The organism is Pseudochrobactrum kiredjianiae (assembly GCF_030362795.1).
Lineage (GTDB): Bacteria > Pseudomonadota > Alphaproteobacteria > Rhizobiales > Rhizobiaceae > Pseudochrobactrum > Pseudochrobactrum kiredjianiae.
Genome location: NZ_JAUCBM010000001.1, coordinates 1,008,857 through 1,034,740, shown reverse-complemented (window position 1 = coordinate 1,034,740; position 25,884 = coordinate 1,008,857). Strand labels below are relative to the sequence as shown.

19 protein-coding genes are annotated in these 25,884 nt (G+C 51.2%); 6 read left to right on the top strand and 13 right to left on the bottom strand.

Annotation, left to right across the window (positions count from 1 at the left end):
- Nucleotides 1-198 precede the first annotated feature (198 nt).
- The 4 genes from QUF18_RS04510 to QUF18_RS04495 form a co-directional block, all read right to left on the bottom strand.
- Nucleotides 199-969 (bottom strand): lysophospholipid acyltransferase family protein, encoded by a 771-nt coding sequence (locus QUF18_RS04510; protein WP_374806428.1) that lies wholly within the window; start codon nucleotides 967-969, stop codon nucleotides 199-201.
- Between the two features lie 9 nt (nucleotides 970-978).
- Nucleotides 979-1,248 carry a DUF4170 domain-containing protein gene (locus tag QUF18_RS04505; RefSeq protein ID WP_289385608.1) on the bottom strand — a complete coding sequence of 90 codons (270 nt, stop codon included), beginning with the start codon at nucleotides 1,246-1,248 and terminating at the stop codon, nucleotides 979-981.
- Between the two features lie 168 nt (nucleotides 1,249-1,416).
- The gene (locus QUF18_RS04500; protein ID WP_289385605.1) at nucleotides 1,417-2,265 is read right to left on the bottom strand and encodes a 3'(2'),5'-bisphosphate nucleotidase CysQ; all 849 of its coding nucleotides are present in this window, start codon (nucleotides 2,263-2,265) and stop codon (nucleotides 1,417-1,419) included.
- The gene (locus QUF18_RS04495; RefSeq protein WP_289386144.1) at nucleotides 2,252-3,601 is read right to left on the bottom strand and encodes a TldD/PmbA family protein; all 1,350 of its coding nucleotides are present in this window, start codon (nucleotides 3,599-3,601) and stop codon (nucleotides 2,252-2,254) included. Before QUF18_RS04495 ends, QUF18_RS04500 begins: the two co-directional genes overlap by 14 nt.
- A gap of 473 nt (nucleotides 3,602-4,074) precedes the next feature.
- Here QUF18_RS04495 and QUF18_RS04490 point away from each other — a divergent pair, with 473 nt between their 5' ends.
- Nucleotides 4,075-5,934, top strand: a complete 1,860-nt coding sequence (locus tag QUF18_RS04490; protein ID WP_289385602.1) for a monovalent cation:proton antiporter-2 (CPA2) family protein — start codon at nucleotides 4,075-4,077, stop codon at nucleotides 5,932-5,934.
- A 74-nt stretch (nucleotides 5,935-6,008) separates the two neighbouring features.
- Here the strand turns inward: QUF18_RS04490 and QUF18_RS04485 are convergent, their stop codons facing one another.
- From QUF18_RS04485 to QUF18_RS04470, 4 genes are all read right to left on the bottom strand, one after another.
- Nucleotides 6,009-7,370, bottom strand: coding sequence for a M16 family metallopeptidase (locus QUF18_RS04485; RefSeq protein WP_289385600.1), 1,362 nt, complete (start codon nucleotides 7,368-7,370; stop codon nucleotides 6,009-6,011).
- Nucleotides 7,370-8,911: a M16 family metallopeptidase gene (locus QUF18_RS04480; RefSeq protein WP_289386143.1), complete on the bottom strand. Its 1,542-nt coding sequence runs from the start codon at nucleotides 8,909-8,911 to the stop codon at nucleotides 7,370-7,372. The genes QUF18_RS04485 and QUF18_RS04480 overlap by 1 nt, the downstream gene beginning before the upstream one ends.
- Nucleotides 8,912-9,129: 218 nt before the next feature.
- On the bottom strand, nucleotides 9,130-9,684 hold the full coding sequence (gene rsmD, locus QUF18_RS04475) for a 16S rRNA (guanine(966)-N(2))-methyltransferase RsmD (protein WP_289385597.1): 555 nt from the start codon (nucleotides 9,682-9,684) through the stop codon (nucleotides 9,130-9,132).
- Nucleotides 9,684-11,783, bottom strand: coding sequence for a pseudouridine synthase (locus QUF18_RS04470; protein WP_289385594.1), 2,100 nt, complete (start codon nucleotides 11,781-11,783; stop codon nucleotides 9,684-9,686). Before QUF18_RS04470 ends, rsmD begins: the two co-directional genes overlap by 1 nt.
- A 332-nt stretch (nucleotides 11,784-12,115) precedes the next feature.
- Between QUF18_RS04470 and QUF18_RS04465 the strand changes: the two genes are divergently transcribed.
- Nucleotides 12,116-12,610, top strand: a complete 495-nt coding sequence (locus QUF18_RS04465) for a nucleoside deaminase (protein ID WP_289385592.1) — start codon at nucleotides 12,116-12,118, stop codon at nucleotides 12,608-12,610.
- Nucleotides 12,611-12,658: 48 nt separating this feature from the next.
- On the opposite strand, the gene QUF18_RS04460 is transcribed toward QUF18_RS04465, so the two are convergent.
- From QUF18_RS04460 to QUF18_RS04440, 5 genes are all read right to left on the bottom strand, one after another.
- Nucleotides 12,659-13,327 (bottom strand): hypothetical protein, encoded by a 669-nt coding sequence (locus QUF18_RS04460; protein ID WP_289385589.1) that lies wholly within the window; start codon nucleotides 13,325-13,327, stop codon nucleotides 12,659-12,661.
- A gap of 318 nt (nucleotides 13,328-13,645) precedes the next feature.
- Entirely contained in the window at nucleotides 13,646-16,552 is a 2,907-nt protein-coding gene (gene ileS / locus QUF18_RS04455; RefSeq protein WP_289385587.1) for an isoleucine--tRNA ligase, read from the bottom strand.
- Between the two features lie 467 nt (nucleotides 16,553-17,019).
- Nucleotides 17,020-17,850: a MipA/OmpV family protein gene (locus QUF18_RS04450; RefSeq protein ID WP_374806429.1), complete on the bottom strand. Its 831-nt coding sequence runs from the start codon at nucleotides 17,848-17,850 to the stop codon at nucleotides 17,020-17,022.
- A 190-nt stretch (nucleotides 17,851-18,040) separates the two neighbouring features.
- Complete coding sequence (locus tag QUF18_RS04445) at nucleotides 18,041-19,075, bottom strand: bifunctional riboflavin kinase/FAD synthetase (RefSeq protein ID WP_289386141.1); 1,035 nt, start codon at nucleotides 19,073-19,075, stop codon at nucleotides 18,041-18,043.
- Nucleotides 19,076-19,135: 60 nt separating this feature from the next.
- Nucleotides 19,136-19,984 (bottom strand): TIGR01459 family HAD-type hydrolase, encoded by an 849-nt coding sequence (locus tag QUF18_RS04440; protein WP_289385585.1) that lies wholly within the window; start codon nucleotides 19,982-19,984, stop codon nucleotides 19,136-19,138.
- A gap of 425 nt (nucleotides 19,985-20,409) precedes the next feature.
- Between QUF18_RS04440 and QUF18_RS04435 the strand changes: the two genes are divergently transcribed.
- From QUF18_RS04435 to QUF18_RS04420, 4 genes are all read left to right on the top strand, one after another.
- Nucleotides 20,410-22,332 (top strand): TadE/TadG family type IV pilus assembly protein, encoded by a 1,923-nt coding sequence (locus QUF18_RS04435; RefSeq protein WP_289385584.1) that lies wholly within the window; start codon nucleotides 20,410-20,412, stop codon nucleotides 22,330-22,332.
- A 405-nt stretch (nucleotides 22,333-22,737) separates the two neighbouring features.
- On the top strand, nucleotides 22,738-23,034 hold the full coding sequence (groES, locus tag QUF18_RS04430; protein WP_289385582.1) for a co-chaperone GroES: 297 nt from the start codon (nucleotides 22,738-22,740) through the stop codon (nucleotides 23,032-23,034).
- A gap of 108 nt (nucleotides 23,035-23,142) precedes the next feature.
- Nucleotides 23,143-24,786 carry a chaperonin GroEL gene (gene groL, locus QUF18_RS04425; RefSeq protein WP_289385580.1) on the top strand — a complete coding sequence of 548 codons (1,644 nt, stop codon included), beginning with the start codon at nucleotides 23,143-23,145 and terminating at the stop codon, nucleotides 24,784-24,786.
- 817 nt (nucleotides 24,787-25,603) lie between these two features.
- Nucleotides 25,604-25,855 carry a hypothetical protein gene (locus QUF18_RS04420; protein ID WP_289385578.1) on the top strand — a complete coding sequence of 84 codons (252 nt, stop codon included), beginning with the start codon at nucleotides 25,604-25,606 and terminating at the stop codon, nucleotides 25,853-25,855.
- Nucleotides 25,856-25,884: the final 29 nt, after the last annotated feature.

Genomic DNA, 25,884 nt, shown 5'->3' with positions numbered 1-25,884 from the left:
TTGCCTTATCTGAATTTGAAATGCCGGAAAAACGCGGAATACCGAAACTGTTGCGCTCGGATGCAAACTGTTGAAATCTTGCACCAAGATGCTCAGCACACCAAGCCTATCTTAAACTTATACACCAATAACTGATAACCCCGTCATTATACAAAAGAATGCCGGACGCTATCACAATTTATTGTCATCGCACTATTGTCAGCGGGCGGGAGGTGTTTGCAATCCCAATTGTTTATAGGCTGCATCTGTTGCTGCATCGAGTTTGCGGGTCAATTCCTGACGCTTTTCTTCAAGCAGAATCTCGTCAGCATCGACAGGCACCCAGACCGGCTCAGTTGTTACCGCAGCCGAACGGCCGAATGGCAACGGGATAGATGTTTTATCCCAGCTTCTCTGCAAAACAACTGAACGGGAAAAAGCGTAAGCAACAGGCAGGATCGGGCGGCCGGACAGCTTGGCCAGCAAAATAATGCCCTGCCCTGCCTCACGCACCGGACTATGTGCCACATCGGCAATCATGCCGGTGCTGATACCCTGATCCAATGCCCGTTTCAGGGTGATCAAAGCACGCGCACCGCCCTTGCCGCTATTGTCACTGCCTGCGCGTCCGCCGGAACCACGCACCGTTTGCAGGCCGAGTTTTTCCGCCACACGCGCATTCAGCTCCGCATCGGCACTACGTGAAAACATGGCCACAACCGGCACAGATTTTTCACGCACAAAGGTGCCCATCAAATGCTGGCCATGCCAGAAAGTGACAATATAAGGGGTATGTTTTTTTTGCGATGCAATGGTTTCATCAAAACCGGGCAGGCGTTTATTGGTGGCATAGACCAGCCGGAGATAGCCTGAAATCAAATTGACCAGTACCGTCTTCAGCATTTCTGAACGCGCCAAAGGCTCGCGAATACGCTGCCAAACGCGTTTCAGAAATCCGTCTTGCTGCACATTATCACCTGCCACGGTCAAAATGCGCTATCAGGCTTTATCAGCAGAATTGACAGCTTCAGCAATCGCGCTTGCAGGGTCCAGCAGGCGGTGCATATGAACGATGAAATAACGCATATGTGCGTTATCAACAGTCGCCTGAGCTTTGGATTTCCAAGCTGTTTTAGCTGTTTCGTAATTCGGATAGATGCCGACGATATCCAGATTTTTCAGATCACGGAACTCCATCGAGTTCAATGTCTTCAATTCACCGCCGAATACCAAATGCAGCAGCTGTTTGTTTTCACCAGATACGGTCATGGGTCTAATCCTGTCACTGAGATTACGTTGCCAAAAAGGCAGCACCAATCGCGGCACAGCCCTTGTTAGCGCCTTCTTTAGAGTGGTTTACGTTCAAGTTCAACCTGAGCGATCACTGCGCACTCTTTAATTTATCGCATTTTTCAGGTGCCAGTTGCAGATGCTTAATCAGGCGTTGCTATGGCCTGATAATAACTGCCGCACAACGCTCAGCATCTCATTGTCGAAACCTGCAACAGCCGCAACCAGCACATCATGGCTGAATGGTTTTTGGCTCATTGCCGGACCATTCACGATACCATAGCTAAGTGCCTGACCTTCAAGGGTCAAAAGCTTGCCGCCAGCCTCTGAAAGCAGCAAATCCGCAGCCGCCAAGTCCCAGTCATGCGCGCCACCGCGCACAAATGTACCCGCCAGCTCACTCCGCCCGACCTTGGCGATACGATAGGCCAGAGACGGCACATAAGATGCAAAAGCGACCTTGCTGCGAAAACCTTCCGGCAGCTCATTAAAATGTGATCGGGACATTGCCACCGGATAGCTGCTGCCATCATCCGGCAATTGCGCACTGATCGCCTTGCCGTTTTGAAAAGCACCCTGCCCGCGAACGGCAGTCAGAACCTCTTTGCGTACCGGCACGTCCAGCACACCACAGCGCGGCTTAGCGTCTTCAATCACAGCAATGCTCACACACCACTGGTTATCGCCGGCGAGAAAAGCACGGGTGCCATCAATCGGGTCAACCACAAAAGCCCGTTTGCGGCCTGTGCGCTGTTCGTCTGTCGCTGTCTCCTCAGAAATCCAGCCATAATCCGGCCGTGCCTGTAACAAAAACTCTTGCAGAAAACGGTCAACCGCCAGATCTGCTTCACTCACCGGAGACTGGCCGTTTTTCAGCCAGACTTCAGGATCTTTGCCGTAATAGCGCAAGGCAATTTTGCCAGCCTCAGCCGCCGCCTCACGGATGAGTTGCAGGTCAGCCGTATCAGTCAGTTTATCGGTTTTACTCTCCGGCAAGCGTCATTCCTTCAATTACCAATGTTGGCGCGGCAGTGCCATAAGAGCGATCCAGATCATTGGCGGCTGTCATATTCATAAACATATCTTTGAGATTGGAAGCGATAGTCACTTCACTTACCGGATAGGTCAGCTCACCGTTTTCAATCCAGAAACCGGATGCACCGCGGCTATATTGTCCGGTGATCATATCCACGCCTTGCCCGAAAACCTCGGTGACATAAAAACCGCTGCCGAGTTCTTTCATCAGCTCTTCCGGTGTCCGATCACCTGCCTCAAGTACCAAGTTGGTTGAAGACGGCACAACAGTTGAGCCGGAACGCACACCACGACCATTGGTCTCCATTCCCAGTTCACGCGCCGTCGAGCCGGACAAGAACCAATGTTTCAATACACCATTTTCAATCATAGTCAGTTTTTCACCGGCAATACCTTCACCATCAAACGGGCGGGAAGAAGAGCCGCGCAAACGCAGCGGATCATCGGTGATGCTGATACCTTTGCTCAGAACCTGCTGCCCCATTTTATCTTTGAGGAAGCTGCTTTTACGCGCAACCGATGCACCATTGATTGCACCGGCGATATGACCGGCCATACCGCGGGCAATACGCGGATCAAACATCACATTCACAGTGCCGGTTTTGAGTTTACGCGCATTGAGACGGCGCACAGCCCGTTCACCGGCCGTGCGGCCAAGGTCTTGCAGTTCAGGCAAATCGGCGAAATGCAGGCGTACGCGCATGTCATAATCGCGCTCCATTGCCGTACCCTCACCAGCAATCGCGCTGACAGAGCGACCAAAACGGCTCAGCGTGTAAAAACCTTCAAAACCACCGGAGGTCACCAGCACCATACCGCCCAGCCCCGCTGAGGCAGTTGCACCGCCGGAATTGGTGACACCGGAAACCGCACGCGCAGCCTCTTCCATGGCCAGAGCATCTGCTGTCATGCGCTTGGCATCAATCTGTGTCGGATCGAACAGATCAAGATCAGCAATCTTTTTTGCCAGCCTTGCCGGATCGGCAAGCCCTTCATAGGCGTCTTCCGGTGAGACTTTTGCCATTGCAACAGCGCGTTCTGCCAATGCAACCGGATCAGCGCCTTTATTGGCGCTCGCCGAGATACTGGCAATACGCTTGCCGACAAAAACGCGTAAGGAGAAGTCATCACTTTCCGATGCTTCTGTCGCTTCTACCTTGCCGAGACGCACGCTGACATTACTGGAACGACTGCGCACGACCACTGCATCTGCATGATCTGCGCCGGCCTTTTTGGCCGCAGCCACGAGAAAACGAGCCTGATCGGCGAGTTTTTGAGCAGAGCTTTGTGCGTCCATCATTTTTCCTGTCATTTATACTTTGCCGGAACATAGCAAACAATTGAAATGCTCCGTGTTTCGTGATCTGCAAATTGTAGAATATCAACCTGTTTTGCCTATATAGGCTTTATATACGGAGGAGAAAAGAACCGGCTTGTCATCACAGAGCCAAAACACTTATCTGACAGGTTGAAATGTCCATATGTCTTCATATTTAACAACGCTGAAGTCATAAACGTGATGATTTTCTTTAAAAAACCGTTATCTGCGCAGTTTATTCCGTATTATGTTCCACATGATTTGCTGCAGCATCATGTCTGACGATGTGCTGCCTATGGCTTGTTTTGTACCCGCCCCCTGCAAACGAGAGTGGTTCCGGTAAAAACGGAAACGTCGAAACTGCTCTAGCTCTTTGTTTTGTCGCATTATTCCATGCAAAACCACTATAGATTTTTGGCTTGGAAATGCTCTAGATATGTGATGTTTCAATTATGGAAAACAATATTTCCATCGGCAGTCTTTATCTGCAAACTCTGATGATCCTCGCCGGAGCGATCATTGCCGCTCCGCTGTTTAAACGACTGGGGCTGGGAACAGTCCTCGGCTATCTGGCTGCCGGTGTGATTATCGGCCCGATTGCCCGTTTTATTACGGATGGCGAAGAACTGCTGCACTTCTCTGAACTGGGCGTTGTGTTTCTGCTATTCATCATCGGCCTTGACCTGAAACCATCCCGTCTCTGGTCGATGCGCCATGCGATTTTTGGCCTTGGTCTGGCACAAGTAACGCTTTGTGCTGTCGCGCTCGCCTTTCTCGGCATTTATGTTGCAGGCCTGCCGGTACCGGCTGCAATTATTGTCGGTTGCGGCTTTGCCCTTTCCTCAACTGCATTTGCCATGCAAATTCTGGAAGACAAAGGCGAGACCAGTCAGAAATACGGCCAAAAAGCTTTTGCCATTCTGCTTTTTCAGGATCTGGCCATCGTCCCTATTCTGGCACTGATACCCGCATTGTCTCCGGGTGAAGGTTCGCAGAGTGCCGCCAATTTCCATGTTGCCGCTGCCCTTGGTGCCATTATCATTCTGATTATTGCAGGTCGCTACCTGCTGAACCCGATGTTCCGCATCATCGGCAATACCGGTGCGCGTGAAGTGATGATCGCCGCCGCGCTGTTTGTGGTTCTAGGCTCGGCAACGCTGATGGAAGCCGCAGGACTTTCCATGGCGATGGGTGCCTTCATTGCCGGTGTTCTGCTGGCAGATTCGTCTTACCGTCACGAACTGGCCGCAGACGTTGAGCCGTTCCGTGGTATTTTCCTCGGCCTGTTCTTTGTTGCGGTCGGTCTGTCGCTCAATCTGGTTGTCATTCTCGACAACTGGCTGATGATCCTGCTCTCGGTACCGGTGATCATCGTCACCAAAATCGCGGTGATATACATTCTATGCCGTATTTTCCGCAGCACGCATAATGATGCGATTAAAGTCGCCTTCCTGCTACCGCAGGGTGGTGAATTTGCATTCGTGCTGTTCTCCGCTGCCAGTGCCGCCGCTGTTATCACCGATGCGCTGGCATCAGAACTGATTGCTGCCATCACCATTTCTATGGCGCTGACACCGCTCTCGGTTTCCATAGGCAACCGCTTGCTATCAGCCTCGAAACAAGAGGACGGCATTGATGAAGATTTTGAGGGTGCCGGTTCCGATGTCCTGATGATCGGCTTTTCCCGTTACGGGCAGATTGCCTCGCAAATTTTGCTCGCCGGTGGTTCAGATGTGACGGTGATTGATAATTCCGCCAATAAAATCCGCGCGGCGGGTCGTTTCGGTTTCCGTATCTATTTCGGTGACGGACAGCGTAAAGACGTGCTGGAAATGGCAGGTATCCGCAAAGCCAAACTGGTCGCGATCTGTACGGAGAAAAAAGAGATCACTGATCGTATCGTCGACCTCATTCAGACTGAGTTTCCGGACGTGAAACTTTATGTCCGCTCTTTTGACCGTGAGCATACGCTGCAACTGCGCGCCAAAGGCGTGGATTACGAGCTGCGTGAAACCTTTGAATCCGGCCTGCTATTTGGACGTAAAACACTGGAAGCACTTGGTATGGGCGAAGATGAAGCCCACGCTATCGCTGATGATGTGCGCCAGCGCGATGAAGACCGCCTCTATGTGCAAGCCTCGGAAGGTATTTTGGCCGGTCGTCACCTGCTGTTCAATAAGCCGGTTACACCAGAGCCACTGATCAAGCCAACCCGCTCTGCGGTTCCGCTCGACAAGGCAACGGAAGAAACCATTGCCCCTGCGGAAACTTATCCGGTTGCGGATTTATCAACCGCACCGGCAACGAACTAAACATTAGGGATAGATCAAAAAAACGGCGCGGTGGATGACCACCGCGCCGTTTTCTTGTGAAGCTATCAACCCTATTAATTCAGGCTGGGTCCAACCATCAAAATAGCCGGATCAGCCTTGAGCAGTTTTGCGGCAACGGCTTTCACGTCATCAACTGTCACAGCATTGATGAGATCACCACGACGATCAATATAGTCGCGCCCGAGATTTTGCTCCTGCAAGCCAACCAAAGTGCGGGCAACAGCTACGGACGAATCCAGATTGTTGATCGCGTAGGCACCGATTGCAAAGCTCTTGGCTGATGCCAGCTCTTCCTCAGTCACGCCGGATTTTGCCATGCGGGCGACTTCCGCACGGATCACATCCAGACTTTGCTGCGCGCGGTCCGGGCGTGTGCCGGTCGAGATATTGAGGCTGTTGGAATAATCTTGTCCGCTAAGACCGGAACCAACCGTATAGGCCAGACCACGTTTTTCACGCACTTCATTATAAAGACGCGATGTGAAGCCAACGCCCAGCACCTGATTCATCAGATAGGCCGCGAAGAAGTCTTTATCGCTGCGCTTAACACCCGGATAAACCAGACTAACCGTTGTCTGTGGCAGATCATAGGTCACAGAGGTTGTAGCACCCAATGCCAGCTTGGCCATTTCGACCGGCTTGAGATCGGCTTTATCCTGCAAGTCACCGAATAATTTATCCAGCAACGGTGCCAGTTCTTTGGCGCTGATGGCACCAACCACGCCGATTTTCAGCTGGTCTTTGCCAAACAGTTTCTTATGGGCATCCAGCAAATCTTCGCGGGTAATTGCTTCCAGCGTCTGCACTGTGCCCTCGTCACGGCGTGCATAAGGATGCTTGCCATAGAGCACTTCCGCAAACTTCTGTGCTGCAATGGTTGACGGGTCATTCTGAGATGCTTTGATACCGGTAACAATCTGCGAACGAATACGGTCAATCGCAACCTGATCAAAACGTGGCTTCTGGATTGCCAGCGCCAGCATGTCGAAAGCCGCAGGACTGTTTTCCTTCAGCATACGCATGCCGCCGGAAATATTGTCCTGACTGGCGCTGAAGCTCATCTCCGCACCAATATTATCCAGCCGCTCCTGATAGGCATCGGATGGCATATCGCCCGCACCTTCATCGAACAGGCCGGTCATCAGATTAGCCAGTCCTTCTTTGCCCACAGGGTCCTGTGCGCTGCCGCCTTTGAAAGAAAAGCGTATGGAAATCAGCGGCACGCTGCCATCTTCCACCAGCCACGCTTTGATACCCTTTGGTGAAGTCACTTCCTGAATATCCAGCGCAAAGGCCGGTAGCGTTGCCAACAGTGCGAAAGCACCGGCAAGAGCCGCTTTAAGGCCGAACACAGTCTTGCCGCGAACAGGGGCAGCTTTGCTGAACCCTGTTTCAGAGTGAAGAGAATAGACCATTATTTTTTCACCTCTGATTTTGCATCTTTCGGCTTACCTTCAGCAGCACCTGCCTCAGCCTTACCGCCCGCAGCCGGTTTTGCCGCTGGCTGGGTTTCGGTTGTTTTCTGCTCAGCCGATGGCAACAAATAGCCGGTCACTTCAATAGAAGGTTTCAGATAGCGTTGTGCCACGTCGCGGATTTGCTCCGGTTTCACGGCGCGGATTTTATCCGGCCAGCCCAGAACATCATCCACGGTCTGACCAGTCGCCAGCGAAGAACCATAAATCCGCGCCATGCCGGTCTGGCTGTCACGGGCAAAAATCATTGCCTTGAGGAAGCGGTTACGCGCCTGATTAAGCTCAGTTTCAGTCACACCTTCTGCGATAAGACGGTCAACTTCCACATTCGCGGCCGTCTGCACGTCTTCCAGTGTGGCATCACCACGCGGTGAGCCATAGATCATGAACGTGCCGTCATCCAACGCATCACCGGCATAATAAGCACCGGCGCTGGCGGCAAGCCCCTGTTCAACCACCAGTTCCTGATAAAGACGGCTGCGAATACCGCCACCAAGAATTTCACCAAGCAGATCAAGCGCTTCGGCATCACCTTCACGGCCCTTAGCCTTGGCATTGATATAAGACGGCACCACCCATGTGGAATTATAGGATGGCTGGTTTACACGCGCATCGCGCAAAATGACAGTCCGTGCTGTATGCTTTTCAGGTTCCTGCGGGCGAATACGCGGCGCTACTTCAAAGCGCTTCGGCAGTTTACCATAGGTGCTCAACGCCAGATCGCGCACCCGCTCCGGTGTCACATCACCGGCGACCACGAGAATGGCGTTATTCGGCGTGTAGTAACGCTCGTAAAAACCAATCGCATCATTAAGGCTTAGTTTTTCCATTTCCTGCTGCCAGCCGATAATCGGGCGACGATAAGGATGATTATAGAAAGTTGTGGCACTGACTTCTTCACGCAGCATCGCTGAAGGATTGCTGTCCACGCGCATGCGGCGTTCTTCAAGGATCACATCCCGTTCCGGTTTGATGACCTCATCCGTCAGCACCAGATTGGCCATGCGATCAGATTCATATTTCATCACCATTTCCAGCGCATCGGGAGCGATCTGCTGGTAATAGCCGGTATAATCTGAAGAGGTGAAAGCGTTTTCCTGTCCGCCTATCGCTGCAACTTTTGCAGAGAACTCACCTGCCGGAACATTCTTGGTGCCTTTGAACATCAGGTGTTCAAGAAAATGGGCAATACCGGAAACACCCTCCTGCTCATCAGCAGCACCCACACGGTACCACACCATCTGCGTGACCACAGGTGCGCGATGATCGGGTATCACCACAACATCCAGACCATTGGCGAGCTGAAAGCTGCTGACACCGGTCTGCGTTTTAATTTCGGGCAAAGCATCCGGCTGGTTATCATTGGCCGGTTTTTCCTGCGTTGTGGTAACAGGCGCAACAGCCGGTTTGGCAGCTTGCGCGTGAGTAGCGCCCACAGCCGCAGAACTGACAAGCAGCGCCAGCATGGAAGTGCTGACCATCTGCCGGCAAAAGGATAGATATGGCACGAAAAGTGTCCCTTCCTGTTTTGCAAAACACCCTTAATTAAACGAGATTGCGGCGAATTCGCAACCTTCCATCAAAAATTATGTCATCATGACAATAATTTAACAATAGACCCCACTGAATTGGGAGTGTCGCCCTATAACGAAAAATGCCCGCTATACAGCGGGCATTTTACATTTTAATCAGATGTTTTTCAGGCCAGTTCATACAATCTTATTGTTGTGATCCCGTAATTCCGCTCATCCCGCAGAATAAACCGGTCATCCAATGTAATGACGGCTTCTGACACTTCTTCCAGCACCAGCAGCGAATCCGGCTTGAGCCAGCCGCCCTCAAGTGCGGAAATAAAGGCCTGCTCGCCCAAACCTTTGCCATAAGGCGGATCGGCAAAAACCAGATCAAAATCGCCCATTGTGCCGGTCGGACCCAATGCCGTGGCATTACGGCGAAACACTTTTGTATGCCCCTGAAGACCGAAGGCTTCAACATTCTGACGCAGAAGCCCGCGACCTTCGACCGATTCCTCGACGAAAACCGTATAGCGGCAACCACGCGACATTGCCTCAAGACCCAAAGCACCAGTGCCGGCAAACAAGTCCAGCACCCGTGTATTGTCCAGCTTCTCACGAAAACCATGAGAGATAATATTGAACAGGCTTTCGCGTGTCCGGTCACTGGTTGGCCGGATTGCAGAGCTTTCCGGCGTTACCAGTGCACGACCGCGGAATTTGCCGCCAACAATGCGCATTAACGCTTATCTCCGCGTGGTCCGTTGCCACGAGGGCCTGCACCGCGGGGGCCATCACCGCGAGGTGTCGAAGGACGGCCACCCGATGGCCTGCCACCTTGCGGGCCTTTGCCAAACGGCTTGCCACCACGACCGCCCTCAGGCTTGCCACGGAATGGTTTGTCGCCGCCTGTACGTTCGCCAAACGGCTTTTTGTCGTAAGAACGTTCGCCGGAGAAACGGCGTTCTTCGCGTGCCGGGCGATCACCGGCATCATTGGAACGACGATTGTCTGAGCGGAAACCTTCACGCTTGAAACCATCACGGCCTTCATCGTCACGACGGAAACCCTGACGCTTATAGCCGGAACGATCTTCACCACGACTATCATTACGGCCATCGCCACGACCGCCGGAGCGCTCCTGATAACCACGGCCACCTTCTGAACGCTGCGGACGGTCTTCACCATCACGACCATGACGGCGATCTTCACCAGGTGTAGGTTTGGATGACGAATTATAGGCTTTTGCGCCCGGTGCCATCCACACATTTACGCCACGCGGACGCTGCGGCTGTGAGCCGAATTTATCTTCGCCCTTATCAGAACGACCACCGCGCGGCTTGTCAAAACCACCGGAGCGTGGTGCTGATGTGCTGAGACGGGCAAGACCGTCTTCGCGCCAGTTTTTACCATCGCGGTCGCGCTGGAAAGGTTTACGTTCACCATCACGAGGCGCACTGCGGAATTCACCGCGACCTTCTTCACGAGGAGCGCCACGCGACTCACTGCGGCCATCTTCACCACCCGAAGCAGCGCGACGCTCGCTACGGAACGCACCGCGATCTTCGCCACGCGGAGCACCGCGGAAACCGCCCTTACCGCCACGGCCTTTTTTGTCACCCTCGCCGCTGCTGGAAATCCAGTCTGATTTATAACGCGGACGTGCTTCTTCAACCGGTTCGCTGCTGCGATCCTCATAGGCATCAAAACGCTGCATACGATGCGGCAACTCGCCCTGTACAGCAACATTGGAGAATTCATTGTAAATCGGCGCATCAAAATCCGCACCGGAATCTTCCACCAGTTTCTCACCCAGCTGATCGCGCAGCGTGCGGCCGCGAATTTCGCGCACTGCACCTTCTTCGAGATCTCCGAGCTGGAAAGGTCCGAAAGAAACGCGGATCAGACGGGATACTGCTAGACCGAGGGCACCGAGAATATTTTTAACTTCGCGGTTTTTACCTTCGCGCAGACCGATATTCAGCCAAACATTGGAGCCCTGCTCACGCTCAAGCGTTGCTTCAATCGAGCCATAGAATACGCCGTCAACGGCAATACCATTCTTCAATTCATCAAGCTGCGCCTGTGTGACGGAACCATGAGCGCGCACGCGGTAACGGCGCAGCCAGCCTGTTGCAGGCAATTCCAGCACGCGGGACAGGCCGCCATCATTGGTCAGCAGCAGCAGGCCTTCTGTATTAATATCAAGACGACCAACCGAGAGAACGCGCGGTAATTCTTCCGGCAGCGCATCAAACACTGTCGGGCGACCTTCCGGATCACGATTGGTAGTCACCAGACCGGCAGGCTTATGATAGAGCCACAAACGTGTACGCTCTGCCTGCTGGAGTACTTTATTATCAACAGTAATTCTGTCTGAACGCTGAACATTGACCGCAGGGCTGGTCAGCACTTTGCCGTTTACGGCAACGCGACCGGCAGCGATCATGCTTTCCGCTTCACGACGCGAAGCAATACCAACGCGTGCCAAACGCTTGGCAATACGTTCACCTTCATCACCTTGGGCAGTCATATCAAAACCACGAGGCTTGTCTGAACGAGAAGCAAAGCCCTGAGGCTTATCGCCTCTGGATTCAAAGTTACGGGGCTTATCGCCTCTGGATTCAAAACCACGGGACTTATCGCCTCTTGGTTCGAAATTACGTGGCTTATCACCACAAGGTTCGAAACTGCGTGGTTTGTCGCCGCGGGATTCAAAGTTGCGCGGCTTGTCACCATCAAAACGGCGCGGGCGGTCAGAACCTCTGTCATCACGCGAACCTTCGCGTTTTACAAAAGGACGTTTGCCACGTTCATTATCGTGATCATCACGGGTCATCAGAATATCAGCCTTTCACCGGCATTTGTGCCCGGCAATCAAATATAGAAAATCAGGTTGCGGAAAGCCCTGCCGCAAAATCAGAGCAATTCCGTTAAAAACGGTATCGCCCGAATTGCTCCATCTCTTTACTCTTATGCATTGCCTCCTGCAAAACCGCTATGCAATTTCACCGGATATGCGCCATGCTAAACCATTCCGGTTTGGCAAAATTTAGGATAAAGCTGACATTATTGCAGCGCAGCTCTTATGCTACACACCTTATTAAAGTTACGCTCTAACAAATCATCTTCAAGCTTGCGAGCAAAATATCTGAAAGGCTGCCGCACAATATGCAAAAAAACGCAACTGGCAGTCATTCTGGTGGTCTGAACCGTCAAAATCCACAATCCCCCATGCAAATTGCCATGGATGAAGCGCGTGCTGCCGGTGCCCGAGGTGAGGTGCCGATTGGCGCTGTCATCACCCACAAAAATCAAATCATCGCCCGCGCCGGTAATCGTACCCGCGAAATGAATGATCCGACCGCACATGCCGAGATTCTTGCCATTCGCATCGCCTGCGAAACATTGGCAAATGAGCGGCTGGGCGACTGTGATCTCTACGTAACGCTGGAACCCTGCACTATGTGTGCGGCAGCGATTTCCTTTGCCCGCATCCGCCGTCTTTATTATGCATCCAGCGATCCAAAAGGCGGCGGTGTGGAATATGGCTCCCGTTTTTACAACCAGCCAACCTGTCATCATGCACCGGATGTGTATTCAGGCATCGGTGAAGCGGAAGCGAGCGCCCTGCTCCGCGATTTTTTCAAAGAGAAGCGCAAATAAAAATGCCGCAGTTTTATCAACTGCGGCATCTTCACAATATTTAGAAAATCAGAGACCCAGCTTATCGCGCCAGCTCTTTGAACCGGTAGCCTCGGCCTTACGGCGACGTTCTTTTTTCGCCTCATCTTCACCCAAGTCACCGGCAGTTGCAGAAGCTTCAGGCTTACGATAGCTGATTGGCGGCTCACTCAGATATTTACGCTGTGTCGCAGAACCGCCGGAGCGATCTTTCTGTGCCTGCTTGGCAGCAGCAACAGCAGCCGGATTTGCAACGGAATCGCGCGCTGCATATTCTTCACGACGGCTCGAACCGCTTGGCAAAATCTGACGGCGCGGTGTGAAATCGCTCGGGCTATCCGGCGCAATCGGCGAAACAAAGTTCGGATTATCGCGGTTCGCTTCAATTTCCGAACGCAGACGCTTGCGGCGCTCTTCCGGTGATTCCGGCCATGAAGGATCACCGGCACTGGCAACACTCTGCTGTGGCTGCGGCAGGTTTTCTTTCTGTCCTGCAACCGGCTTCACCAGATCAGGACGCGGCTTATACTCAATACCGCTTTTCGTTTTCGGGCCGATTGTAGCAATCGACGACATATCATCCAGCAATTGCGAGCTGGCTGACTTGCCTGTTCCATAGGTCGGATCGGACACGCAACCGGCAAGCCCTAAACTGGCCAGCACTGTTGCGAAAGCGAGAATGCGTCCTTCAATCTTCATGAGCACCACTTTTATCCGTATTCGGCCAGATTACCCAACCACAACTACAATAAACTTCACACCATTATGGCGTTATCCGCTCTTTCCGGCAACTCCAAGGCATGACCGCAGATTTTAACTGCCGACAAAATATTTCAATGCAGTGCCTTAGCACGGCAGAAAATATGCGGCAATCACTGATAATTGTTTGTTACCGTATCGGTCCAAAAATCGGAATCGATTTTTGGACCGATACGTAGATTCAATAGTTAAGAGCGACCTTTGTGCGTCTTTAAGGACGCGCACGGCGCTCTAACGGTGATTGCCGCAGATTCATTCTTAATCCAGACGTCCGAGCGCTTTCAGCTCATGCAATGCCGCTGCATCACGCGCAGATACATCCGGATAGGCAGAATCACTACCAACATCCTGCGTATAACGCCATGAACGGGCACATTTTTCACCATTTGCCTTGGCAGGCACAACAGCAACGCCCTTCACATCGCCCAGCACAAAGGCTTCGCCAGCAGCTGGCTGGTCGCTGATTGTGATATCGCTGGTGATGCAGATTTCAGCCAGATCCAGACCTTCAACCGCAGACATCAGCGATGCATCCGTAATATGCACGACAGGTGCGGCTTCCAGCGAAGAACCGATGCGCTTATCTGCACGTTCCAGCTCCAGAGCGCCGGTGACAACGCGACGGACATCACGCACCTTGTCCCACTTGGCAGCGAGAACCGGATTATTCCATTCTGCCGGAATAGTGCGGAACTGTTCCAGATGCACCGAGACCGCATCTTTGTAACGATCAAGCCATGCTTCTTCCGTGGTGAAAGGCAGCATTGGCGCAAGCCACGTTACGATCGTATCAAACAGGTGACGCACTGTCTGAAGCGCTGCTTTACGGCGCAGGCTCGAAGGTGCATCGCAATAGAGCGCGTCTTTGCGGATATCGAAATAGAAAGCCGACAGCTCGATATTGGTGAAGTCGATCAAAGCACGGGTAATGCGTTTGAATTCAAATGCATCGTAACCATTGCGCACCACTTCATCCAGCTCGCTCAGTCGATGCAGCATCAGTTTTTCAAGCTCAGGCAGATCGGCATAAGCCACTTCTTCGCCAGTATCATGGGAAAGCGTTCCAAGCATCCAGCGGATAGTATTACGCAGCTTGCGATAGGCGTCGATATTGGTCTGGATAATGCTCTTGCCCAGACGCTGATCTTCCCAATAATCCGAAGTCATCACCCAGAGACGCAGAATGTCAGCACCGGAATCCTTGATGATTTCCTGTGGTGTCACAGTATTGCCAAGCGATTTCGACATTTTCTTGCCATGCTCATCCATGGTGAAACCATGGGTCAGCACTGCATTATACGGCGCACGGCCACGGGTGCCGCAGCTCTCCAGCAGGGAGGAGTGGAACCAGCCGCGATGCTGATCCGAGCCTTCCATGTAAAGATCGGCAGGCCATTTCATATCAGGGCGATCTTCAAGCGTGAACACATGGGTACAACCTGAGTCGAACCAGACATCAAGAATGTCTGAGACCTGTTCCCACGCTTCATTTGTGCGATTTCCGAGGAAACGCTCACGTGCGCCCTCAGCAAACCATGCATCCGCACCTTCAGCTTCAAATGCAGTGATAATACGTTCATTCACCGCTTCATCGATCAGCACTGTGCCATCTTCGGCAGCGAAGACACAGATCGGTACGCCCCATGCGCGCTGACGTGACAGCACCCAGTCAGGACGGTTTTCGATCATTGCACGCAGACGGTTCTGGCCGCCTGACGGAACAAAACGCGTATCATCAATCGCGTTCAATGCACGCGAGCGCAAAGTGGTGCCGTCACCAAGTTCTTTGTCCATATAGACAAACCACTGTGGCGTATTGCGGAAAATGATCGGCTTCTTTGAGCGCCATGAATGCGGATATGAATGCTTCATGCGGCCACGGGCAAACAGCAAACCACGCGCGATCAGCTCTTTAATCACGGCCTCGTTGGCATCGCCCTTCTTGCCGTTATCATCGATAACACGCGCTGCACCACCGTCACGGTCAGGGCCAAAGCCCGGCGCATCGGATGTATAGAAACCTGCATCATCTACAGGGAAAGGGATCGCCGGATTAATACCACGTGCTTCAAGCTCGCGTGCCGCATCCATCCATGCTTCAAAGTCTTCGCGACCATGGCTTGGCGCAGTATGAACGAAGCCAGTACCGGCATCATCAGTCACATGCTCACCGGAAACCAGCGGCACCACAAATTCATACCCCCCGCCAAAGCCTTTCAGTGGGTGAGCAGCGGTCATGCCATGAAGCTGTTCGGCTGACACATCAGCTAAGCGCTTGAAAGTCAGCTTGGCTTTCTTGAAGCAATCTTCTGCCAGTTTATCAGCGAAGATCAGCTTTTCACCAGCTTGGGGACCAAAGTCATTTTCCGCACCGGTAACTTCATACAGGCCATAAGAAACCTTCGGCGAATAAGCGATCGCGCGGTTGCCCGGAATTGTCCAAGGGGTCGTCGTCCAGATCACCACATGAGCATCAGCCAGTTCCGGCACAGATGTGACAGGGAATTTTACCCAGATCATATCCGATTCAACATCGTGATATTCGACTTCGGCTTCAGCCAGAGCGGTACGCTCAACGACCGACCACATCACCGGCTTGGAGCCGCGATACAACTGACCGCTACGGGCGAATTTCAGCAGTTCACCGGCAATACGGGCTTCCGCACGGAAATTCATTGTGGTGTATGGCTGTTCAAAATCACCGGTGATTGCCAGACGCTTGAACTCTTCAGTCTGTACCTTGATCCAGCCTTCAGCGAAATCGCGGCATTCCTTGCGGAATTCATTGACCGGCACTTCGTCTTTATTCTTGCCCTGCGCGCGGTATTTTTCTTCGATCTTCCACTCAATCGGCAGACCGTGGCAATCCCAGCCCGGAACATAATTGGAGTTGTAACCGCGCATCTGGAATGAACGGGTGATCACGTCCTTGATGGTCTTATTCAGCGCATGGCCGATATGAATATTGCCGTTGGCATAAGGAGGGCCGTCATGCAGCACCCAAAGCGGACGATCTTTGGCATCTTCACGCAGCTTTTTATAGAGATTCATCTCTTCCCAGCGGGCAACCAGCAACGGCTCGCGCTGCGGCAAGCTCGCACGCATCGGAAAATCGGTCTGCGGCAGATTCAGCGTTTTTGAATAGTCGATTTTTTCAGCGGTCATTATCTTAAGCTATCAGTTGGACTGCCGGAGCATATCACGGCATTATGCTGCACTCAGGCAGGCAGTCTCGAAAAATAATCCCTGAGGCGTCAGCCATGCTTCCGGCATCTCAGGATGTCAGCTATTCTTCCCGGACCTTTCCCCCTGAACGTTGATTCAGGCTTCAAGAAAAGGCCGGGCCAATAATTCGGCCAGCATAGTGCGGCATTATAAATATTGAGTATCGTCTCATCATGACAGTGCTTTTATCAATGCACGCGCGCGGAATAAAGGGGCAAGACAGATAAACTTTGCCCTTCCGGCAGATTTTCAAAGCAAACAAGCCAATGCTTTTACAAAACTGCCGGATTTTTGCGTAATACCAAGGCGGCTCAAGATGCTGACGCATCACGCCTTGAAAAAGTTCAATCACCACTCGGGCTTAACCAAACCCCCATGAATCACACTCATGGGGGTTTGCTGTAAGATCAGTCCAGTGTGAAATCAAAACGATAGGTTGCCGAAACACCCACTGTCAGCTGATTGCGCGAGCCACGCTCTTTGACCAGACTGGAACGCGCTGCTTTGCCTTGCAGATTGGAATATTCCGCATAAAGGCTGGTCGTGATTTTATCAGTCGTCATCCATGTAACAGCACCACCCAGCCCGACCGAAGAAATACCACCGCCGTCAGGATCATAGACCGACAGGCCACTGGCGACTGATTCTTGCGCATTAATGCCGTAATAGGTGTCGAAATATTTCTTAGAAGCGAAATTCACCCTTGGCCCGCCGGAAACGCGGATCGCCGGTGTCACATCATAAAACGCATCACCGGCCACTTCGCCGACAATGCCTTTATGCGCACGAATACCATGGCGCAGTTCGGTACGCAGACGGAACCAGTCTGTCGGGTAAAATTCCATAAAGCCGCCGACTTCACCGCCCCACGGCACATCTTTCAGGCCATCGGCCTGACTGCCGCCACGCGCCATCAAAAACTCACCAGTGACCCCGACACGGAAATCTTCCATATCCATCAGCGCGAAGGAAATATTATCATTACGGGAAGAAAAGCGCTCAGCAACACCAGTCTTTCCGAAAGAGATCAAAGGCTGCGCACTGAGAATATATTTGCTTGAGCCGGTAAAACGCGGCTGGCGATAAAAGTCGCCACCAACAGTCAAAGACCAGTCGCCCGACCAGAAATAACGACCGGATGACTTTTCGCCGGTCTCAGCCAAAGCCGGATGAATAAAGGTAAAAGCAGCTGGCAAAAATGCCAGGCCAGCAAAACGCAACCAATTAGAACTCTTCACCAAACGCACTTCCTGCCCCCAATCACAGATGAGCAAATAAACAGACGCTTATTTTTCAAGTAAAGCAGTAAATATATTCTAAAGAAGCGCGTTTATTCAGGTTCCACAGCATAATTTTACCTCAAATTTTGATTAATTTAAGATAAAATTATGCTGTAAATATAAAATGTTAGAGCGACCTTTATGCGCCCTAGAGGGCGCACGGCGCTCTAGAGAAAGTCAGATAAGAATCCAGCAGTGAAAGCGGCTGCACAGCAGACAATATCGCACGGGCTTCGGCCTCATCCTGCCGCATCTGCACCATCAGTGCATCCAGCGAATCAAATTTCTCTTCGCCGCGCAAATAGGCGAAGAAGGAAACCGAGCAGAATTCCCCATAGAGATCGGCAGAGAAATCAAACACGAAAGTTTCCAGCAGCGCGCAACCGTCACTATCAACGGTCGGACGACGACCAAAGCTGGCCACACCATCATATAGCGCACCATCTGCACGCCGAAAGCGGACAGCATAAATACCATGTTTCAGGCTGGTCTGCTCCGGCAGCGCCATATTGGCAGTCGGAAAACCGAGCGTGCGCCCCAGTTGCTTGCCATGAATGACCGTATTGGCCAGCGTGTAGCGATAACCGAGTAATCCTGCAGCACCGGCGACATCACCTTCTGCCAGATAAGAGCGAATGCGTGAAGAAGAAACGACCGCCCCGCCTTCATCGGTGAACGGTTCAATCAGCGTAACGCCGAAACCATACGCTTCACCGGCCTGTTTTAAAAACGCGGGATTACCCTGACGCTTCTTACCAAAGTGAAAGTCGACACCGGTGATAACTTCAGATGCGCCCAGACGCTCAATCAGCACCTGATCGATAAATTCCTGTGCTGACAAACCGGAGAAATCTGCGTCAAAGCCCTGCTCTACAACGACATCAAAACCGAGAAGACCTAAAAGCGCGGCTTTTTCCTGCGCGTCAGTCAAACGGTCAACCGGTTGCTCCGGATTAAAAAAACTGCGCGGATGCGGTTCAAATGTCAGCACCACGGCAGCGCAATTACGCTCTTTTGCCAGCTGCAAGGTTTTTTCAAGCACAGCCTGATGACCACTGTGCACACCATCAAAATTGCCGATCGCCACAACACCGCCACGCAAATGTGCGGGCAAGGTCTCACTGCCGTTTGCACCACAGGTGAGACGGAGAATAGCGGATTGTGCAGCAAAATCTGAAGGCATCGCGGTCATGAATCTGTTTCAGGATACTTGTTTCAGGGTAATTACACGGCGTATGCGTTTTTATACCAAGTAGCGCATAACCGCGGCAGGTGCCTCACCATGACGGCCAAGGAATGTCAGCAGCTTATCGTGATCGATTTCACCTTTAGCCACATATTCCGCCGCGTGAATACCGCCGGAAATATACAGCACATCAAGGCCGTAATTCTGCGCGCCCTTCACGTCTGTCAGCATACCATCACCAATCGCAAGAATACGTGATTTATCGACCTCTTTACTGCCAAGCTTTTCTGCGGCCTGCATGGCAGCGGCGTAAATCGGATTATGCGGCTTGCCGGCAATCAATGTGCGCCCACCAAGCTGGCCGTAGTCACGCGCCAATGCACCGGCACACCAGATCAAACGGGTGCCACGCTCAACGATAAGGTCAGGATTAGCACAGATAAACGGCAGATTGCGCGAGCGGAAACGCTGCAGCATTTCTGCATAATCTTCCGGTTTTTCAACTTCATCATCAACCAAACCGGTGCAAACGACCGCTGAGGCTTCATATTCTTCAACAAGCTCCACATCGAGCCCGTCATAGATTGCCAGCTCGCGTTCAGGCCCCAGGTGAAAGATTTTACGTGGTCCCGCAGCGATCAGATCACGGGTGACATCGCCGGAGGTCACGATCTGATCATAGCTCTCATTGGTAATGCCCATCATTTCCATTTGTGCGGCAACGCCAGGGAACGGGCGCGGTGAATTGGTAATCAGCACCACTTTCACACCGGCCTCGCGGGCACGCTTCAGAGCATCCGCAGCCGGACGATAAGCTTCCACACCATTATGCAATACGCCCCACACATCACTGAAGATCACATCATATTTGTCGAAAAGATCATCAAGCTTTGCCGGATGCAGCATAACACTATCCTTAAATCATTTACCCCACACCATTGGCGAAGTAAGTGTTGCGCTATGCGCAAACAGTCCTGAATTTATGGCACAGATGAAGACTTGCTTCGGGCGCCGGATTTTATAAATGCTCTAAACCAACAAGCAGCATATGTCACCCGTTTTGCGCGAGCAGCACCATCACATCCCTGTTTATATGTATAATAAGCGCCAAGCCCAACCCTTACCCAATGCTTAGATTTTATTAACCCTGCCGGTTACCCAGTTTCTTTACCGTGTTTCGTGACGGCTTATTAGAACCAATCCGTTACCTTCTCAGCCAACAGATAATTGACTTCCGTTTTTCATCTGACTGCATTGCACATTATGTAGAATATTAGAAAAACAGCGAACAATAAGAAGACCTTATTCCGGCAAAGCCGGCAGGAGAGACTATGAGCAGCGTTCAATCTTCCGGACAATCCTCTGGCCGTATTCGGGTGTTTTTGCGCCATTTCCGTCAAAACCAGAATGGTGCGATCGCCCCGATATTTGCGCTCATGCTGCCGCCGATTTTGTTTGCCATGATGCTAGCAATTGATACTGCCAATCTGATGCGCGTGCGCGGGAATGTGCAACAATCGCTGGATGCCGCGGCGTTGGCTGTGGGCAGACGCTACACTGTCGCCTCCACAGAAAATGAAATGCGCGCCTTCGGAAAAAGGATATTTGACGCAAATCTCCGTGCGATTGAGCCCCCTGCGACAAAGTTTGATTTGAACTTTCCGCAAGGTTCCAATGTCGATCAGCAGATCGTTGCCAGCGCCTCATTTCGTTATGTCTCGTTTTTTGGCAAAGCTGTAAAAGCCTTGTCGAAAGGGGAAACAGACTGGGATAAATATACTTACACAATGGCTGCAACCGTGCGCCTGAAAAACACACTGGAAGTGGCTTTGGTGCTGGACAACTCCGGCTCGATGGATGAACGAGGCTCCGGTTCCGGCAGTAAGCGCATTGACTTGTTAAAAGATGCCGCCAGTAAACTTGTTAATAATATGGCCGATCAAGCCAAGCTTATCACGCACCTTGAAAACCCTATACAGTTTTCGCTTGTGCCGTTTGCTGGCTCAGTCAATATCGGCCCCAACAATAAAGATGCTTTGTGGATGGATCAAACCGGCATCTCACCCGTTCACTATGAAAATTTCACCATGCCGACGCAAAGCACACCGCTAACACTTGCAACAAACAAACAGATTACCAACAAGAATAACGTTTACTATAAAACAGGCTCTGCCTGGGGTGCTCAAAACGGCACTATGTTTACACGGTTTAGCCTTTACAACGACATGAAACTAACCAATGGCAAGGCCTACACCTATTGGCAAGGATGCGTTGAAGCGCGTCCTGGAATCTATGGTATCAATGCGGCTCCAGCGACTGTCGCACGTCCGGAAAGCATGTATGTGCCGATGTTCGGACCAAGTGAATATGCGGTTACGAGCGGAACACGAGCGCACAACAGCTGGTGGGTCGATAATAATTCGATATCAGGCACGATGGCAGGACGATCAACAGCCAACTATCTGACCCGCCAGAAAGACATAACACGCTACTACACCAACACCTCCTCAAGCGCAGAAGATATTGCATCAATAAACCCTTCAAAAAGAGGCCCTAATTACAGCTGCACAACTGCCCCTCTTACTGAACTGACTGACATAACCACCACAACTGGCATGAAAAGAGTGCAGGATAACATTAAAGCCATGATACCTTCAGGTGGCACAAATGTGCCTGAAGGGATGGTATGGGGTTGGCGGACACTTGTTGCAAATGCGCCTTTTACAGGCGGCAGAGCCGCAACAGAGCGTGGCAATGATAAAGTCGTTATCGTGCTGACTGACGGCGCTAATACTTACTACCAATATAATAATGTGAGTAATTTGGAAAAGCAAACACCCTCTGACAATGCCGGTGACGTCTCCTATTATTCCACACTCGGCTATGTTGCGGTGAATACTCTAGGCTACCCACTGCCTCGTATTTTCCAGCAAACAACAGGCATAAACACATCATCAAGAAACAATGCCAATTACACTGAGGCGCTGAACTCGCGCTTCAAAAATCTCTGCACCTTGGCCAAAAGCGATAATATCATGATCATGACAGTTGCGCTCGATTTGCGTTCAAATAATGCGGCAGACCGAAAACAAATGGAAATCATGAAAGAATGCGCATCGGATTCTCGCGTGCGCTTTGATCCAGATGCGCCAACCAAACGTGCCAAACTATTCTGGAATACAACGGGTAGTGAGTTGGAGCAAACCTTCCGCGAGATTGCCGACGAATTATCCAACCTGCGCGTTGTCAAATAATCCACCAGCAAACACCGGCCTGAGAAACAGGCCGGTGTTTTTGCAAATTACGTCGGCAAAAAATTTCATATGGGCTTCATATTCGCTCTGCATAATAAGCCTGTCCGGCACTTCATTTCGGCAGATATAAAATTGTTTTTGCTAAACACTTATAATGGCATTGTGTGCACCCTACATGCACCTTTTCCACTAAAGGCTCAAAGCAAACCAGCGAGTTTTTACAGGGCTTATCACCGGCAATATTATCTTTTATGCCAGCCCGAAACCTTGACTCCGAAAACGCTATTTCCTATATCAGAGGCACGTTAGCACTCACCACTTGAGAGTGCTAATAATCAACGGGCAATAATGCCCATCGTTCATTTTGCTGCCTTATTTCAAGGCGTATTTTCAAGGGTTATAACCATGGCAGAGATCAATTTCCGCCCTCTTCATGACCGCGTTGTCGTTCGTCGTGTAGAATCGGAAGCAAAGACAGCCGGTGGCATCATTATTCCTGATTCCGCCAAAGAAAAGCCGTCTGAAGGCGAAGTTGTCGCCGTTGGTTCCGGCAACCGCGACGAAAGCGGCAAGCTGGTTGCTCTGGATGTTAAAGCAGGCGACCGCGTTCTGTTCGGCAAATGGTCCGGCACAGAAGTGAAGATCAGCGGCGAAGACCTGCTGATCATGAAAGAATCCGACATTCTCGGAATCATTGCCTAATTCTTGATTTAGCCTGGGCGGTTTATGCCTCAGGTTATTCATTATTCCTTTTCAACAGTTCAAATCGGGAAGCCTTGAAGGCCAGACCTCAGGCTCCAGGAGAGAAAAATGGCTGCTAAAGAAGTAAAGTTCGGTCGTTCAGCGCGCGAAAAAATGCTGCGCGGCGTCGATATCCTTGCAGATGCTGTTAAAGTAACGCTCGGCCCTAAAGGCCGTAACGTTGTTATCGACAAATCTTTCGGTGCTCCACGCATCACCAAAGACGGTGTATCGGTTGCTAAAGAAGTAGAACTTGAAGACAAGTTCGAAAACATGGGCGCGCAGATGCTGCGCGAAGTAGCCTCCAAGACAAACGACACTGCTGGTGATGGTACAACAACCGCTACTGTTCTCGGTCAGGCTATCGTTCAGGAAGGCGCAAAAGCTGTTGCTGCCGGCATGAACCCGATGGATCTGAAGCGCGGTATCGACCTCGCAGTGACCGAAGTTGTTGCAAATCTCCTCGGCAAAGCCAAGAAGATCAACACTTCTGAAGAAGTTGCTCAGGTTGGCACGATCTCCGCTAACGGCGAAGCTTCCATCGGTCAGATGATTGCTGAAGCCATGCAGAAAGTTGGCAACGAAGGCGTTATCACTGTTGAAGAAGCTAAAACTGCTGAAACAGAACTCGAAGTTGTTGAAGGTATGCAGTTTGACCGCGGCTACCTGTCGCCATATTTCGTAACCAATCCTGAAAAGATGGTTGCTGATCTGGAAGACGCTTATATTCTTCTGCACGAAAAGAAGCTTTCCAACCTGCAGGCTCTTCTGCCGGTTCTCGAAGCTGTTGTTCAGACCTCCAAGCCACTCGTCATCATTGCTGAAGACGTAGAAGGCGAAGCACTGGCAACTCTGGTTGTTAACAAGCTGCGCGGCGGTCTGAAAATTGCTGCTGTTAAGGCTCCGGGCTTTGGCGATCGTCGTAAGGCAATGCTTGAAGATATCGCGATCCTTACCGGTGGTCAGGTTATCTCCGAAGACCTCGGCATCAAGCTGGAATCCGTGACCCTCGACATGCTCGGCCGTGCGAAGAAAGTTGCAATCAGCAAAGAAACCACAACTATCGTTGATGGCGCTGGTCAGAAAGCTGAAATCGAAGCCCGCGTTGGCCAGATCAAGCAGCAGATCGATGAAACTTCTTCCGACTACGACCGCGAAAAGCTGCAGGAACGTCTTGCTAAGCTCGCTGGCGGCGTTGCAGTTATCCGCGTTGGCGGTGCAACTGAAGTTGAAGTGAAAGAACGCAAAGACCGCGTTGACGATGCTCTGAACGCAACCCGTGCTGCGGTTGAAGAAGGTATCGTTGCTGGTGGTGGTACTGCACTCCTGCGCGCTTCTGCCAACATCACTGCAAAAGGCATCAATTCCGATCAGGAAGCCGGCATCAACATCATCCGTCGCGCTCTACAGGCTCCTGCTCGTCAGATCACGACAAACGCTGGTGAAGAAGCTTCTGTTATCGTTGGTAAAATCCTCGAAAACGCGTCAGAAACCTTTGGTTACAACACTGCAACCAACGAATATGGCGATCTGATCAAAGCTGGTGTTGTTGATCCGGTTAAGGTTGTTCGTACTGCTCTGCAGAACGCAGCTTCGATCGCTGGTCTGATGATCACGACTGAAGCCATGATTGCTGAACTGCCGAAAAAAGACGGCGGCATGCCTGCAATGCCAGGTGGCGGCATGGGTGGCATGGGCGGCATGGACTTCTAAGAAGCCTGTAAAGCCTCACTTAAAGAAAACCTCCGGTTCATCACCGGAGGTTTTTTTATGAGCAGCAGCCAAAATCCGGACGAGATATATTCTCGCTACGGAATTAAGCATGTCGGAAAAAAGTGTTTTCAGTCATCAGGAAAAACTTCTCCTGATTTTAAATTATAATATACTCGTGTTTAAATAAGAAAGCATGAACACAAATTTTAATATTAGAAACATTAAATTCATTCAGGGGTAATTAATATTACTGATCTTGTCAGATTTACCAGACATCATTCATTGATATATTAATCATAAAAAATCAATATTTATAGTTGCGACCTATAATGAGGGGTACCATTCCGGTGCAAATTGTATCAAACACATAAACCATAACATCATATAAAAATGCGGCGCCCTTTATTTTACTGTACGGACAAGTAGATAATCTTTATTTTAGAGATTCTCTAATGTAGAGATACAAAACATTCTGCAGCATAATTCCTTAAACTTGAATCAGTTTAAGGAATTATGCGTAAATATAAAATGTTAGAGCGGCCTATATGCGCCCAAGCGTGCGCACGGCGCTCTAGTGATTGCAGCTTGCTTCGGTCAGGCGATCCTATTGCCCCCGCTTTGAAGGTGTTGCGGACCGGAGCGACGGGAAGACGGGCAACCCCCGTCTTCCCACCTTTTACCTCCCCTATCGCGACAATGTGACACATATTTTACATTTCTCTGCTTGAATTTCTGTTGAAGCAGCTTAGGTTTAGTGCAGTTACCTTCATACTGCTCTGACACGATCAACGCTGTCACAGCACGGGAGAGAAGCACTATGCGTAAAGAACATCCAATCTCAACGGCTCCGCAAGACGGGCGCACTGTAACTGTTATCTGGACGGATTTTGACGGTCAGATCAATGAAACTCCGGCGCGTTATCGCCAGCTTGCCCAGCTTCAAAAAGCAGGCGGCGACTGGGATGAGAATGACAGCGGCTGGTGGGTGTTTATTGACAGCACGACGCAGAAAAAAGTCACCCCGACTGCATGGATTGAAAATCCTGATGATGAGGCTGAAGACACCTAAAGCGTCTGCAGACTGAGTAATAGCCTCAT